Here is a 13,203-nt window from a genome sequence, read left to right as displayed (position 1 = left end):
CTAGTAGCTGGAGGTTCAACTGAAAAACGATGACGTTCTCGTGAGGCCGCGAGTTTACAGGTATCGACGTGTTTCAGCGCAATAATCGCGATACTTGGAGCCGTATTGTTCATGCAGCCATGGCTCTTCCGCGAGCGGGGCAAGGGCCAGCGCGGCAACTCCAACGATGACGATAGGCCAAACCCAAGATGAGGCGAAGAGAAGACCAAAGCCTATCAGAATGGCCATGTCGGCAAGGTACTGCGGATGCCGAGAGAAACGGTAGAGACCCGAAGTGATCAGCGCGCCTTTTGCACCGCTGGTGGCTTTCAGTCCAATGCTGAATGCCCCCCACCAAACAATCAGATTTCCGGTTGCGATCAAGAACGGCCCGACCGCCCAACGGAGCGCGTTGGTCATAGAAGCAGATTTCCAATCCAAGATGCCCAAACCGATCACCGCCCCAAACACGGCCAAAGTGAGTCCCCATGCAATGTTTGGTATGACTGATTTTTCTCGGTTCGGAGGCCAGATGCGCCTGGACGGTTGGAGGATTGACCAAAGGAGCGCACCAATCAAAACCAGACCGGACAGCAGGCCAACGACCACTAGTATGCCTTGGGCAATCGTCATGAGCGGTGTCCGAACACCTGCGCCTCCTGATGCGCATTGTCGCTCGCTTCGAATTCAAGCGTGGAATGCTCGATTGAGAAACGTTCATGCAGCACCGATTTGACGTTTTCTTTAATCTTGTCGGTCTCACCCATCCGTTCGCGTTCGACGACAATATGGCAGTCCAATGCCGCAGCGTGCTCCTGCATTTGCCAAAGGTGGACATGATGTACGTCGACCACGCCTTCGACGCCTTGGATCGCTCTGACCACGTCGTTTCCATCCACATCCGGCGGGCTCCCGAGCATCAGGGTTCGGATTGGGCCGCCTATTTCAGTGAAAGACAGATACAGGATGTAGAGCGCGATGCCGATTGTGATGGCCGGATCAACCCAACGCATGTCGTAAAGGATGATCAGAGACCCCCCGATGATGACAGCTAGGGAGGCGAGTGCGTCCGACAAGTTGTGAAGGAATAGCGCCCGAATGTTCACGCTGCCCTTCTGCATCGAATAGGTCAGTATTGCGGTCAGCGTGTCGACCACAAGCGCAATTCCACCAAGGATGACAACGGTCCAACCCATGACTTCGGGCGGATCGATCATGCGCATGCTACCCTCGTAGATCAGATAGAAGCCGATCACGATCAGGGTGGTGTAGTTGATCAGGGCCGCGACGATTTCGACCCGGCCATAGCCGAAGGTCATGCGCTCATCGGCCGGGCGGCGCGCGATCTTGCGTGCGGCGAAGGCAATGACAAGCGAGGCCATATCGGAAAAGTTGTGCAGCGCATCGGCGATCAGTGCCAGACTGCCCGAGAATATGCCCCCGACGACTTGCGCAACGGTAAGTAGCCCGTTTGCCCAGATGGCGATGGCAACCCGCCGGTCCCCAGAATTCGGATCGATATGCGCGTGCCCGTGGTCATGTGGCATTGGCAGGCTCCTCATGCGCGTGTGGCGCGCGTCGGTCAGTCTTCAGGCGGTCGCTGCGGAAACCACGAACGCGCGCATTCATCCAGTGGCGTATGATATGACGGTAAAGGGCACCACGCAGCCATCCAAAGGATTGCTCATGGGACAAATAGAAGGCGTCCGGCGTATCAAACACGCCGAAATCCTGCACGATGCCGGTTTTCTGAATGTAGGTATCTTCTCCGTTCCAGGCGACGGGAGGCGCGCCAAGGCAATCCGTGCCCGCGCCATAACCGCAGAGACTGTCCGTGTCCGAGAAAGACTTTTGCAGGACTGTCAGGAAAGCGTCATCCAGGATGAAGCCTTCAAGGTTGATCCAGGCACCTTGATATTCGATCTCCACCCATGAGTGGAGAATTTCTTGCGGAGCAAGCGGATACACCAGCTCAGGTACAACACCGCGCTGCAAGCCTTTGTGGATCGTAAACCCATGCAACCGGCAACGAATGCCAACACCACGCAGCAGCGCCATCAAGAGCGTCCCTTTGGTATTGCACTGCCCATAGCCGTCGGAAAGCACATCCGAGGCGGGGATGTCGTCGGCTCGATTGTATCCGAACGCGATTTCATTCCGAACGAAATCATAAACTGCTCCGATCCGATCGTATTCGGATAAGCCGCGCCAGCCGCGGGCCTCAATTAGATGCGCAAGAGGCGCGGCCTCAAAATCCAGTAGTTTGGTGGGTGCAAGTAGGGGGTCGGTCATCTGCAACGGAGTCGCTCCTCGAATCGTCTTGGAACAAATCTAATTGCTATAGTCACTATAGCTTCAACCCTTTCTTTGAGAAAGAATCTCCCGCAACTATTTGCCCGTGTGAACCGCTTTGTGGTGTTCGCCGTGTGCGTCGCGCAGGATGTCGATACCGCCCCAGGCCGCGATCCCGGCGACAATCACGCCGAGAACGAGGTCCGGCCAGTTGGTTCCTAGCCAGGCGACGAGGCCGCCAGCCACGACTATTCCGAGGTTCGCGGCGAAATCGTTGTAACTGAAGGTGTTGGCCGCGCGGATGTTGACGTCCGGATCTTTGAGCTTAGCGAGCAGCCAGACGCAGACTGCGTTGATGGCCGCGGCAATCAGGGCCATGGCGATCATGATCGTCCCGAGCGGATCTGACCCGCCGATGTAGCGGCGCCATGCATCTTAGAGGATGCCTGCAGCGAACAGGATCAGCAGCCCACCGGCGATGTTCGCCGCCCCGCGTTTCCATTTGTCGGATCGGGATAAAGCGAAAAGGCTGATCGCGTAGACGAAGCTGTCGGAGAGGTTATCGAGCCCGTTGGCGATCAGGGCACTTGAGTCGCCGAAGGCGCCTGTTGCGAAAAAGGCCACGGCCAAACCGATATTAAGCGCCAGAACGATCCAAAGCGTCCGTCTCTCCTTTGAATCTTGTCTAGCGGCCATTTTGTGGTTCCAGCTTGTATTGTACGATACAATAACTTCCGCGGCTGATTTGCGTTCCAGCCGGAATGTTGGCTGAATTCCTTCAGGCCCCGATTTCCTCGTGCTCGGTCAGGCATTCCGAATGGTCCCGCAACACCTCAAGCACCTTGCAGTCTCCCGTCCGCCCGCCGCTGCATTCGTGAACCATGCGTTTCAGTTCGGTGCGCAGCGCCTTCAGGCGCGCCATGCGCTGCTCCACCTGTTTGAGCTGGCGACGCGCGATGGCATCGGCCTCGTGGCAGGGCCGGTTGGGATGGTCGCTGAGGTCGAGCAGCTCGCGGATCGCATCGAGCGAGAAACCGAGTTGTCGCGAGTGGCGGATGAAGGACAGTCGATCGAGCTGTGCATTGTCGTAGCGCCTCTGTCCGCCTTCGGTCCTGCCAGGTTCGGGCATGAGTCCGATCTGTTCGTAGTACCGGATGGTCTGCACTTTTGTGCCAGTCTTCTTTGACAGAGTGCCGATCGTGAGCATTTTCGCCTCCATGAAAAAGATACAGTTTGTGTAGGTTTTGCCGTCGGAATAAACAAGTGTCGGATTCACAGACGCGTGAGTTCAAGCTATACCATGATTTCGTGCTTGAACCTCTAGCGGCTAGAGGATGTATCCGCACATGCAATAAGAATCAAAAACAGGCGAACAGGATTGTCCCTTACATCGGCACAGAAGTTTCTTTGGGTTTTGGCAGGCGTGGCAGCGCTTGCCTTCGTATGGCTTTTGCTCTGGTCTGACTATCGTGCCGACAGCGCCCGAACTGACGCCGAGCCGCCTTTTTTCGCTGAACTCGAACTGACAGACCACCGGGGTATGGTTCAAACCGAGGAGGACTTTGCGGGGCGCTGGATGCTGGTGTTTTTCGGCTTTACCAACTGCCCCGACGTTTGCCCGACGACCCTATCTGAGGTCGTGGCGGTGATGGAGGGTCTGGGCGACGATGCCGCCAGGGTCCAGCCGATTTTCATAACTATCGACCGCGAACGGGACACGCCAATGGTGCTCGCAGAATACGTCACGCTGTTCAATGCGGGCATCATCGGGATGACTGGCACGCCGGAACAGATCGCCGCCACGTCTGAAACATTCCCAATCTTCTTTGAGCGCATCGAAGAGGCCGCAGCGCCGGATGGGTACACAATGGGCCACACGTCGCATCTGTTCCTTTTCGACCCCGAGGCAGGCTTTGCCGCCTCCTGGCCCTATGGCACCCCCGCCGAAGAGATTCTCGCCGATCTGGAAGAGAGGATCTGACCGACATGAACCGTATGTCCGGAGAAACAGCCCTCGGGCTGGCGTGGATCATCGCGCTCGTCGCCTCACTTGCCGTGCTTTTTATCGGCGAGGTGCTGGGGCAGACGCCCTGTGTGCTGTGCTGGTTCCAGCGCGCCTTCATGTTCCCCTTGGCCATTGTCCTCGGGCTCGGCCTTTGGTGGCGGGACGGCCGCGTGGGGCGCTACGGCATCGCATTGGCGCTTGGCGGCGGCGCAATCGCCCTCTGGCACATGGGGCTGTACGTCGGTCTTGTTCCCGAACGCATCCAGCCCTGCACGGCCACCGGCCCCTCTTGCACCGATGACAACCAACTGGTCTTCGGCATCCCGATCCCGCTGATGGCGCTCGCCGCCTTCGCGCTGATCGGGGCCCTGTCGGCCCTTTCATTGAAGGACACACGAACATGAACCGACGCGGCCTGATCCTGTCCGTTCTCGCTCTCGGCGTCGCCGGTTTCGGCGGAGCCACCTGGTTTGCAACCCGCCCCGGCCCGGTGGCCGAAGCGGAGCCTGTTGCGCCGGAACTCGCGGGTGCGATGATCCGCCCCTACTCGCCCATCCTCGGGCCTGCGGAAGCGCCCGTCACGATTGTCGAATTCTTCGACCCGGCCTGCGAGGCCTGTCGCGCCTTTCATCCCATCGTGAAGGACATCATGGCCGAGCATGGGGATGCTGTCCGCGTCGTGATCCGCTACACGCCTTTCCACGGCGAGGCATCCGAGGAAGCGATCCGCGTGCTCGAGGCGGCGCGTATGCAGGACGTTTACGTGCCGGTGCTCGAGGCCGTTCTGCGGGAACAGCCGAAATGGGCGTCGCACGGTGCCCCGGAGCCCGGCCTGATCCTTCAGATCGCCGCCACGGCCGGGCTCGATGCCGAAGCCGCGCGCACGCAAATGCTGGCACCCGATGTCGTGGGAATCCTGAATCAGGATCGTGCCGACGTAGAGACCGTGGGAGTTCGCCAGACGCCCACATTCTTCGTGAACGGCAAGCCGCTCGATCCGTTCGGGGAGGCAGAACTGCGGCGATTGGTGGCAGCCGAAGTCGCTGCCGCGCAAGGCTGAATGAAAAGGGCAGGATCAGAACGATGAAAACGCATACTTTCACCGGCAAACTGGCCGCGCTTTTGACCTTTGGAGCGCTCTCAGTGCCCGCGCTGGCCGGACCCGGGGATGTTGTTGTCGAGAACGCGTGGTCCCGCGCTTCCATCGGGGTGAACCGTCCCGGGGCCGCTTACATGACGATCCGCAACACTGGCGACGAGCCAGTGACGCTGATCGGCCTTACAACACCGCTCGCGATGATGCCCGAAATTCACGAGACGACGACAAATGCCAAAGGTGTGAGTTCCATGAGCCCGGCGGGGGAGATCGCGATCGCCCCGGGCGAGAGCGTCGCGCTCGAACCGGGGGGCCTGCACGCAATGCTGATGCGGCTGCAAGAACTGATGACGGAAGGGGACACCTTTACGCTGACCCTGCTTTTCGACGACGGAGGCGAAGTGACGGTCGAGGTGCCGATCCTCGGAATCGCCGCGCGGGGGCCGGAGGACTGATGCGGCGACGGACAATGCTGGGGTACGGCGCGGCTGGTGTCGGGGCGGTCGCCCTGATGCTCTTCGTCGGTTGGTGGCGGGTTGACGGACCCGGTGCACCCGCACCTACCGGGCAGCGGCCTGTGGCCCTGACCGAGATGGATTTCCGTCTGACGGATCATGAGGGCAACGCGGTCGGGCCGGAAACCCTGATCGGTCGCCCGACGATGGCGTTCTTCGGCTTCACCTACTGTCCCGATGTCTGCCCGACCACGCTCTCTGACATTTCGGGATGGCTCGACGATCTGGGAGACGAGGCCGAAGAAATGAATGTGGCTTTCATCACGGTCGATCCCGAGCGCGACACTGTCGAAACGATGGCCGAATATGTCGGCTACTTCCATCCTGGGATACGTGGCTGGACGGGACCGGAAGAGCAGATCGCGCGCGTCACGGACGGCTTCAGCGCCACCTACGAGCGGGTGCCGACGGAGAGCGGCGATTACACGATGAATCACACCGCGAGTGTCTTTCTGTTCGCAGCCTCGGGGCGGTTCGTCACCATGATCGACTATCACGAAGCCAGAGAGTTCGCGGTGCCGAAAATTCGCCGCGCGCTGGAAGAAGAAATGGAGGGGGCGACATGAGGCTCAGAACTTTGGCGGCTTGTGTCGCAATTGCGGGGACGGTTTCGGGGGCGGCCATCGCCATCTCCGATCTTTTGTCGAAAGAACCCGTGCCGCCGGAACTTGCCCAGGCAGGTAGCTGGATGCCCCAAGGTCCTGAAGCCCCTAGAAACATTGACATCCTCGTGACGTTGCCCGCGACGGCATGGGCAGAGGATGCACCCGACCTCGGCCCCCTACCCCTTCTGCAGGTCGCGTTTGCCGACGTGCCGGTACGGGCGATCGAGCCACCGCTGTCGACGTGGTCGCGCGACATTGCGCCTGGCGAGACGCTCGATTTCTTGCTGTCCGAAGCCGGTCTTGCGGCACCTGAAAGAGCCGCAGTTGCCCTCGCGCTTGGCGCGGAATACGATCTGCGACGGCTGCGGCCGGGGCATTCGGTCACTGTTGTCTCGACCATGGACGGCAGCCCCCGCACCGTCTCGCTCGCCGTCGAGGACGGGGTTCGGATCGAGGTGCTTTTCGGCGAGCAGTTGTCCACCCAGGTCGTGGCTCCGGATCCGGAGATCGCAACCCTTGCCGGCGAAGCCGTGATCGACAGTTCGATCTTCGCGGCACTCGGCGAAGCCGGCATACCCGCCCGTTTTTCCGTGGACCTTGCGCAGATGCTGGGTGGGACCGTGGATTTCCGCCGCGAGATGGCCGGTGGCGAGACACTGAGGCTTCTCTGGCGCGAGGCGCGTGTGGGTGAGGAGAGGATCGGACAGCCCGAGCTCGCCTTCGCCGCACTGGAGATCGGCGGTTCGCTTTACGAGATCGTATGGCCGGACGACGGCAGCGGTCAGGCGACGATCTACGTTGATGGCGAGGTGCTGCGCGTCTTCGCACAGCCGGTCGAGGGTGCGCGCCTCAGCTCGGTGTTCGGACGCCGCACGCATCCGGTCTTTGGCAACGTCCGGATGCACACAGGCGTCGATTTCGCAGCAGCACGTGGGACACCGGTTCAATCGACGGCACCGGGGCGGGTCAGTTTCATCGGCTGGCGCGGCGGATATGGTCGCGTGGTCGAAATCTCGCACGGCTCCGACACCGTGACGCGCTACGCGCATCTGAGCGCCGTGCCGGAAGACCTGGCACAAGGCCAACGCGTTGCGGCGGGAGATGTGATCGGCCGCGTCGGCGCGACTGGCACGGCGACAGGTCCGAACCTGCACTACGAAGTCCTCGTGGATGGGCGCCCGACTGACCCCCTCTCTGACGACCGGCTCGCCGAAGCGGCCGAGAGGGAAGCGGATGACACCGCCGCACTCTCGCGCCTCGCCGAGGCGCGCGCGCTTCTGAATGAAAACCTCGGCAGCGAGATTGCCGAAACGGCAACCGAAAGGCTTTGACCCATGAAACGCATGACCCAAGCTCTGGCAATCACCCTCGCCCTGTTACCAGCGGCCCAGGTCCTCGCAGAGGCAACGGCGATCGACGTCCGCAAGACGAACGGTTGCGGCTGCTGCCTCTCGTGGATGAACCATCTCGAAGAAAACGGGTTCAAGCCGACCGGCCAGGACATGAACGGCGGGCTACTCGTACGTTTCAAGCTCGACAACGGCGTGCCGCAGCGCATGGTCTCCTGCCACACCGCGCTCATTGATGGCTACGTGATCGAAGGCCATGTCCCGGCTGCTGATATTCGCCGGCTTCTCGAAGAGCGCCCGGACGCCGTCGGCCTCGCCGTTCCGGCGATGCCCTATGGCTCGCCCGGCATGGGGCCGGAAGAAAACCGTGAAGCCTATGATGTCTTCCTCATCCGCAAGGACGGGTCGACAGAAGTCTTTTCAAGCTACGCCGAAGGATAATCTGGCCGGCCCATGGAAAATCTGTCTCCGATAATGCTCGGCTTTCTCGGAAGCCTCGCTGCCGGATCGCTTACGGCAGTCGGAGCAGTTCCAGTGCTGTTCGGGCGCATTCCGTCTCGGGCCACGCGCGATCTGTCGCTCGGCTTCGCTGCCGGTGTCATGCTGTCAGCCTCGTTCTTTTCGCTGATCATCCCGGCATTGGATGCGGCAGAGCCAATGTTCGAGAACGGCGCGATGCCTGCGGCCATCGTATGCGTCTCGATCATTCTGGGCATGGGGGCTGTCGCGCTGATGAACGAAAAGCTGCCGCACGAGCATTTCAAGACGGGACGCGAAGGGCCCGAAGCGGCGTCTTTGCGGCGGGTCTGGCTGTTCATCATCGCGATCACGATCCACAACTTCCCCGAAGGCCTCGCGGTTGGGGTGAGACAATGTCACTAAACAAGGTATCTCCGATGATCGGCGTCTTCGCGACGCTTGCAGCGTTCGTGATCGATCAGATCTCCAAAGCCATTGTCGTGGCGAATGCGGCCTCTCTAGGCTCCGGGATCGCCGTTTTTCCAGGTTTCAACCTTGTCTTCTATCGCAATGACGGCGTGACTTTCGGGATGCTGGGCGGCGCGCCGTGGTGGAGCCTCATCGCACTTGCTCTTGCCATCTGTGTTTGGCTGGGGGTTATGCTGTTTCGCGCCGAAAATGCGGTCGAAACACTTGCCTATGGCGCGATCATTGGCGGAGCCCTGGGCAATGTCATCGATCGTGTGCGGTATCGGGCTGTAACAGACTTCTTGGATTTCTACATTGGCACAACACATTGGCCTGCCTTCAACATGGCCGATGTATTTGTCGTCAGTGGCGTGGGGCTCTTGCTCGCTGGGCCATGGATCAGCGCGCGGCGTTCGATCAAGTCGTGAAGCCGGAAATTCTGAACCGCATCGCTCTGCGCCACCGTTTGCTTTCGCGGATGACGCTTGGTTTCGCCGCCGGGGCGCTGACCATTCTGACTTTCCCGCCTTTCTCGCTTCTCCTACTTGTTCCCATTGCCTATTCCGCGTTGTTTGTCGGTCTTCGCGATCTCTCCTTCGGGCGCGCTTTCCTTGTCGGCTGGGCGTTTGGTCTCTGCCAGTTCGGATTCGGGATTTCGTGGATCGCAGAGAGTTTCTACGTCAAGGCCGAGCGTTTCGGGTCACTGGCGATCCCGGCCGTCGCGGGATTGTCGGCAGGTCTCGCGATTTTCCCAGCCATTGCCGCAGCGCTCTTCGCCGAAATCGCGCGGCGCGGAGCCCTGGGCAGTCTCCTGGCCTGCCTCCTGTTCGCGACCTTCTGGACCGTGGCCGAGTGGTTGCGTGGTCACGTTCTGACAGGTTTTCCGTGGATCCTCGCCAGCTACGCTCTGGTCGATTACGCCGCTTTGCGCCAGCCCGCCGCCTGGGTCGGAAGCTATGGGCTAAGCTTTCTCACCGTGTTCGTCGCGGCACTTCCCGGCGCGGCTGTCATGGCGTCCGGGCGGCAACGATTGACCATCTCGCTCATGGCGCTGGCCGGCATAGCGACGATGTGGGCCGTCGGCACGCTTCGCCTCCAGTCGGATGCACAACAGCCACCCGGTGTCGACCTGCGCATCGTCCAGGGCAACGTTCCCCAAGAGGAGAAATGGGCGCCCGAGAGCCGCGAGGCGACCTTCGCGCGCTATCTCGAACTTTCTTCCCGGCCCGGCGATTTCGACGTTCTTCTCTGGCCGGAAACCGCCTTTCCGGGTTTCCTTGATGAGGATACAGAGGCACGGGATCGCATTGCCGCTGCGCTACCAGACGGCAGGGTGCTGCTCACCGGTGTGCCGGACCGTGTACCCAGCGAGGATGGCACCCGATATTTCAACACGGTCCAGGCTTTTGGCGATACCGGCAAAATCCTGACCGGATACGCGAAACACCATCTCGTACCCTTCGGCGAATATGTGCCATTCCGCGGCTGGTTGCCCATCGAGCGGCTCACGGCGGGTCTGGGCGATTTTACGCCCGGACCGGGCCCGAGAACGCTTGCGCTTCCGGGTGTGCCGCTGGTCGCCGTGGCGATCTGCTATGAGATCATCTTCCCAGGGCATGTGGTCGACGACCTGTTCAGGCCCGACTGGATCTTCAACGCCACCAACGATGCCTGGTTTGGAACCAGCATCGGACCTGAGCAGCATCTGGCTTCCGCACGTATGCGCGCCATAGAGGAAGGCCTTCCTGTCATTCGAGCCGCGAATACGGGCATCTCTGCGGTCATCGACGCGAACGGAGAGTTCGTTCCGCGGCTCGATACCGGCGAAACGGGCATCATCGACGCTAGTCTGCCCTCCGCGCGGCCGCCGGCACTCTACGCGAGCTTCGGGGACTGGATGCTGTTGGCGCTCATCTTGGCTTCGTGGAGCTGGGCTCTGACGGCCAATGCGACGGCTCATTTCCGCCGCATGAGAAAGACCGTCATGCAAAGATGTGGATAGGTGTTCCGTCCTTCACCATTGCATAGATGTCCTCGATCTGCCGATCTGTGACTGCGATGCAGCCAGCTGTCCAGTCGTGGACGTCCGTCGGCTCGATGCCGGGTCGTGGACCACCATGGATGAAGATGTCGCCCCCTGGGGATCGGCCCTGCGCTTCGGCAAAGGCAATGTCGGCCTCGTTCGGATAAGAGATGCCAACTGAAAGATGATAGGTGCTTTCAGGGTTGCGCTTATCGACTAAGTAGGCGCCCTCCGGGGTCCGACCGTCTCCCTCAAATTGCTTGTGACCCTCGGGCGCGAAACCCAGCCCGACCGGATAGGTTTGCAATACGCCATCGCCTCCGTCGAGAACAAGCAAGCGCTGCCCCTTGTAAAGCCGAACACGGGTCACCTCGGGTCCGCCATAGCTGCGGAACTTGCTGGCACAGCCGGACAGAAAGGCGGACATGATGCCCATGAGAAAAATACGACGTTTCATTGAAGGTGCTCGATTTTTGTTCTTTGGCCGAAGATTTATCATGAATCTTCAATTCAACAAAGGGCTGTCTGACTTGGAAAGAACAAGTTCCGGGAGCCAGGTGATCAATTCTGGCCACAATGCCAGCACTGCGATGAGCAGGATTTCAATGATCACGAGCGGCCCGGCGCCACGATAGATGTCAGCCAGATTGACACCTGGAGGAGCGGCCATCTTGGCGAAGAAGAGAGCATATCCGAATGGGGGCGTGAGAAAGGACGTTTGAAGCGCCAAAGCAATCAAACCGGCCAGCCAGATTTTTGAAAAATAGTCCGAGCCAACATGATCTGAAAAATCCAGCTGCCCGAACGCCGGCAGCAAGATCGGGAAAAAGACGAGCAGGATCTCGATCCAGTCGAACACAAACCCGAGGACGAGGATGATGCCAAGCAGCAAGGCAAGCGTCATCCAGCGCCCGAGATCGAACCCGTTGATCCATTCAAGCAGAACTTCGCGCCCCTCAATCAGATTGAAGCCAAGCGAAAAAATGGATGCCCCGACGACGATAAAAAACACCATTGAAGTCATGGATGCGGTCTGAACTATCGTCCTGTTGAGGCGTGCAAATGTCATGCGTCCGCGAAACGCCATGACCAACAGCCCCCCGAAGACGCCGATACCTGCCGCCTCGGACAGGGTCGCGATCCCACCCACAATACTGAGAGGAATGGCCGCAATAACTCCGATGGCAATGATCACCGACAACACGTCCCGTATGGTGGGCTTTTCCATATCCGACAGGGCAACGTCGACACGATTACGAAGCGTTACCGCGTAAAACAGCGAAAAGAACAAGACCAGCAGCAAGACCGGGATGACAAGCGCTGTGTACATCAACGCGATCCGAAGCTGAAAGACGTTGGCCACAAAGAACAGCAGGACAGCCGGTGGAAAGACGACCCCCAACGCCCCGGACGCCGCAACCGCCGACCCGGCCGTCGAAGGCGCATATCCCGAGCGCAGCATCGGCCCATAGGCCACCAGAGCGACCGTCACAACCGAGGCGCCAATGACACCCGCGGCAGGCGCGAGGATCAGGCCAATCAACAGGGTGGCAATCGCATATCGGCCCGGCACGGATTTCAGGACATGGCCCAACGTCTGAAACAGCGTTGCTGCAACCCCGCTGGCATTCAGGACCAGCCCGAGAAAGATAAGAAGCGGGACACTGGTGAACTGCACACCTTCGTTGGTCAGCATGCCACGCACCCGAAGGTAAATGAGGCCGAGATGGCCAAAATCTGTAACGCCGATCACAACCGCAGCGACAAATGCCAGAAAACCGGTTGCGGTCAGGACCAATGCCACAGGAAAACCGCTGAACACACCGATGCCCAACAGCCCAAGCATTGCGATGGTCAGGATTTCAGTCTCCATGTGGCATGTCTTCCTGAGAGCTTGGCGCGATGCTGTCGTGTTGTCCGCGCAGGAAGGCGATGTTGCGCGCCACGACGACAAGGCCCGCAAACCCCAGCAGGACAGGTCCGATCACGGCGGCAATGCGCCGTGCCCAGATGTCGGTCTCAGCGTACTTGGTTGTCCGCATCAGCCCATCCCAACCATAATTGGTCAGGATGATCGCCAGAGGCAGCAGTACGAAGAGACAGCCAGCAAGTTCGATCCAGGCGAAACGGCGGGGCGGCCAGTTTCGTCGAAAGACGTCCACGCGGACATGCCCGTCGCGCAGGTATGTAAATCCGAACGACATGAAAATGAGGATAAAGAGTAGCGAGGTGGAAAGATCGGGAAGGATGGCCGACACCCCAAGCTGAAGCTTGCGATCGAGCATTTGCAGGCCGGTAAAAAAAGCGATTGGAACCACGGTTAGCCACGCGGTGCCCACACCTACGGAACGGATGACCGTTTCCAGAAAATCAAGTATGCGCAATTTGTCCCCTCCCTGCCCCTCTCCGGAG

General features: G+C 60.0%; 16 protein-coding genes and 2 pseudogenes. 10 read left to right on the top strand and 8 right to left on the bottom strand.

The genetic code is table 11. From position 1 onward, the window contains the following. Window positions 1-54 precede the first annotated feature (54 nt). The 5 genes and pseudogenes from ANTHELSMS3_RS23705 to ANTHELSMS3_RS23685 form a co-directional block, all read right to left on the bottom strand. Entirely contained in the window at window positions 55-612 is a 558-nt protein-coding gene (locus tag ANTHELSMS3_RS23705; protein WP_094037495.1) for a methyltransferase family protein, read from the bottom strand. Then, the gene (locus tag ANTHELSMS3_RS23700; RefSeq protein ID WP_094037494.1) at window positions 609-1,526 is read right to left on the bottom strand and encodes a cation diffusion facilitator family transporter; all 918 of its coding nucleotides are present in this window, start codon (window positions 1,524-1,526) and stop codon (window positions 609-611) included. Before ANTHELSMS3_RS23700 ends, ANTHELSMS3_RS23705 begins: the two co-directional genes overlap by 4 nt. After that, entirely contained in the window at window positions 1,516-2,271 is a 756-nt protein-coding gene (locus ANTHELSMS3_RS23695) for a transglutaminase-like domain-containing protein (RefSeq protein WP_094037493.1), read from the bottom strand. The genes ANTHELSMS3_RS23700 and ANTHELSMS3_RS23695 overlap by 11 nt, the downstream gene beginning before the upstream one ends. 96 nt (window positions 2,272-2,367) lie before the next feature. Further along, window positions 2,368-2,967: pseudogene (locus ANTHELSMS3_RS23690) on the bottom strand (cation transporter). Window positions 2,968-3,049: 82 nt separating this feature from the next. After that, window positions 3,050-3,478, bottom strand: coding sequence for a MerR family transcriptional regulator (locus ANTHELSMS3_RS23685; protein WP_094037598.1), 429 nt, complete (start codon window positions 3,476-3,478; stop codon window positions 3,050-3,052). Window positions 3,479-3,649: 171 nt separating this feature from the next. Between ANTHELSMS3_RS23685 and ANTHELSMS3_RS23680 the strand changes: the two genes are divergently transcribed. The 10 genes and pseudogenes from ANTHELSMS3_RS23680 (at window position 3,650) to lnt (ending at window position 10,770) form a co-directional block, all read left to right on the top strand. After that, window positions 3,650-4,252 carry an SCO family protein gene (locus ANTHELSMS3_RS23680; RefSeq protein WP_254694948.1) on the top strand — a complete coding sequence of 201 codons (603 nt, stop codon included), beginning with the start codon at window positions 3,650-3,652 and terminating at the stop codon, window positions 4,250-4,252. Between the two features lie 5 nt (window positions 4,253-4,257). Beyond that, window positions 4,258-4,680, top strand: coding sequence for a disulfide bond formation protein B (locus ANTHELSMS3_RS23675; RefSeq protein ID WP_094037491.1), 423 nt, complete (start codon window positions 4,258-4,260; stop codon window positions 4,678-4,680). Then, window positions 4,677-5,336: a DsbA family protein gene (locus tag ANTHELSMS3_RS23670; protein WP_094037490.1), complete on the top strand. Its 660-nt coding sequence runs from the start codon at window positions 4,677-4,679 to the stop codon at window positions 5,334-5,336. The genes ANTHELSMS3_RS23675 and ANTHELSMS3_RS23670 overlap by 4 nt, the downstream gene beginning before the upstream one ends. A gap of 23 nt (window positions 5,337-5,359) precedes the next feature. Then, window positions 5,360-5,827 carry a copper chaperone PCu(A)C gene (locus ANTHELSMS3_RS23665; RefSeq protein ID WP_094037489.1) on the top strand — a complete coding sequence of 156 codons (468 nt, stop codon included), beginning with the start codon at window positions 5,360-5,362 and terminating at the stop codon, window positions 5,825-5,827. Beyond that, entirely contained in the window at window positions 5,827-6,453 is a 627-nt protein-coding gene (locus ANTHELSMS3_RS23660; RefSeq protein ID WP_094037488.1) for an SCO family protein, read from the top strand. Before ANTHELSMS3_RS23665 ends, ANTHELSMS3_RS23660 begins: the two co-directional genes overlap by 1 nt. Further along, on the top strand, window positions 6,450-7,823 hold the full coding sequence (locus tag ANTHELSMS3_RS23655; protein WP_094037487.1) for a M23 family metallopeptidase: 1,374 nt from the start codon (window positions 6,450-6,452) through the stop codon (window positions 7,821-7,823). Before ANTHELSMS3_RS23660 ends, ANTHELSMS3_RS23655 begins: the two co-directional genes overlap by 4 nt. 3 nt (window positions 7,824-7,826) lie before the next feature. Then, entirely contained in the window at window positions 7,827-8,282 is a 456-nt protein-coding gene (locus ANTHELSMS3_RS23650; protein WP_094037486.1) for a DUF411 domain-containing protein, read from the top strand. Window positions 8,283-8,294: 12 nt separating this feature from the next. Beyond that, window positions 8,295-8,708, top strand: a pseudogene (locus ANTHELSMS3_RS23645) (ZIP family metal transporter); the annotation flags it as partial. Window positions 8,709-8,737: 29 nt separating this feature from the next. Then, complete coding sequence (lspA, locus tag ANTHELSMS3_RS23640; protein WP_094037485.1) at window positions 8,738-9,196, top strand: signal peptidase II; 459 nt, start codon at window positions 8,738-8,740, stop codon at window positions 9,194-9,196. Beyond that, window positions 9,163-10,770 (top strand): apolipoprotein N-acyltransferase, encoded by a 1,608-nt coding sequence (lnt, locus tag ANTHELSMS3_RS23635; RefSeq protein WP_157733637.1) that lies wholly within the window; start codon window positions 9,163-9,165, stop codon window positions 10,768-10,770. The genes lspA and lnt overlap by 34 nt, the downstream gene beginning before the upstream one ends. On the opposite strand, the gene ANTHELSMS3_RS23630 is transcribed toward lnt, so the two are convergent. From ANTHELSMS3_RS23630 to ANTHELSMS3_RS23620, 3 genes are all read right to left on the bottom strand, one after another. Beyond that, window positions 10,751-11,227: a L,D-transpeptidase family protein gene (locus ANTHELSMS3_RS23630; protein ID WP_094037484.1), complete on the bottom strand. Its 477-nt coding sequence runs from the start codon at window positions 11,225-11,227 to the stop codon at window positions 10,751-10,753. The two genes, lnt and ANTHELSMS3_RS23630, sit on opposite strands and share 20 nt — an antisense overlap. A gap of 69 nt (window positions 11,228-11,296) precedes the next feature. Continuing rightward, the gene (locus ANTHELSMS3_RS23625; protein WP_254694947.1) at window positions 11,297-12,625 is read right to left on the bottom strand and encodes a TRAP transporter large permease subunit; all 1,329 of its coding nucleotides are present in this window, start codon (window positions 12,623-12,625) and stop codon (window positions 11,297-11,299) included. 28 nt (window positions 12,626-12,653) lie between these two features. Next, window positions 12,654-13,175, bottom strand: coding sequence for a TRAP transporter small permease subunit (locus ANTHELSMS3_RS23620; RefSeq protein WP_094037482.1), 522 nt, complete (start codon window positions 13,173-13,175; stop codon window positions 12,654-12,656). Between the last annotated feature and the right edge of the window lie 28 nt (window positions 13,176-13,203).

This window comes from Antarctobacter heliothermus (assembly GCF_002237555.1).
In the GTDB taxonomy this organism is placed as follows: domain Bacteria; phylum Pseudomonadota; class Alphaproteobacteria; order Rhodobacterales; family Rhodobacteraceae; genus Antarctobacter; species Antarctobacter heliothermus_B.
This window is presented reverse-complemented; position numbering and strand designations above follow the sequence as displayed.

Excerpts from the sequence above, each read along its gene's own strand:
- ANTHELSMS3_RS23705 (WP_094037495.1), bottom strand. The coding sequence starts at position 612 with ATGACGATTGCCCAAGGCATACTAGTGGTCGTTGGCCTGCTGTCCGGT.
- ANTHELSMS3_RS23700 (WP_094037494.1), bottom strand. The coding sequence starts at position 1,526 with ATGCCACATGACCACGGGCACGCGCATATCGATCCGAATTCTGGGGAC.
- ANTHELSMS3_RS23695 (WP_094037493.1), bottom strand. The coding sequence starts at position 2,271 with ATGACCGACCCCCTACTTGCACCCACCAAACTACTGGATTTTGAGGCC.
- ANTHELSMS3_RS23685 (WP_094037598.1), bottom strand. The coding sequence starts at position 3,478 with ATGCTCACGATCGGCACTCTGTCAAAGAAGACTGGCACAAAAGTGCAG.
- ANTHELSMS3_RS23675 (WP_094037491.1), top strand. The coding sequence starts at position 4,258 with ATGAACCGTATGTCCGGAGAAACAGCCCTCGGGCTGGCGTGGATCATC.
- ANTHELSMS3_RS23670 (WP_094037490.1), top strand. The coding sequence starts at position 4,677 with ATGAACCGACGCGGCCTGATCCTGTCCGTTCTCGCTCTCGGCGTCGCC.
- ANTHELSMS3_RS23665 (WP_094037489.1), top strand. The coding sequence starts at position 5,360 with ATGAAAACGCATACTTTCACCGGCAAACTGGCCGCGCTTTTGACCTTT.
- ANTHELSMS3_RS23660 (WP_094037488.1), top strand. The coding sequence starts at position 5,827 with ATGCGGCGACGGACAATGCTGGGGTACGGCGCGGCTGGTGTCGGGGCG.
- ANTHELSMS3_RS23655 (WP_094037487.1), top strand. The coding sequence starts at position 6,450 with ATGAGGCTCAGAACTTTGGCGGCTTGTGTCGCAATTGCGGGGACGGTT.
- ANTHELSMS3_RS23650 (WP_094037486.1), top strand. The coding sequence starts at position 7,827 with ATGAAACGCATGACCCAAGCTCTGGCAATCACCCTCGCCCTGTTACCA.
- lspA (WP_094037485.1), top strand. The coding sequence starts at position 8,738 with ATGATCGGCGTCTTCGCGACGCTTGCAGCGTTCGTGATCGATCAGATC.
- lnt (WP_157733637.1), top strand. The coding sequence starts at position 9,163 with ATGGATCAGCGCGCGGCGTTCGATCAAGTCGTGAAGCCGGAAATTCTG.
- ANTHELSMS3_RS23630 (WP_094037484.1), bottom strand. The coding sequence starts at position 11,227 with ATGGGCATCATGTCCGCCTTTCTGTCCGGCTGTGCCAGCAAGTTCCGC.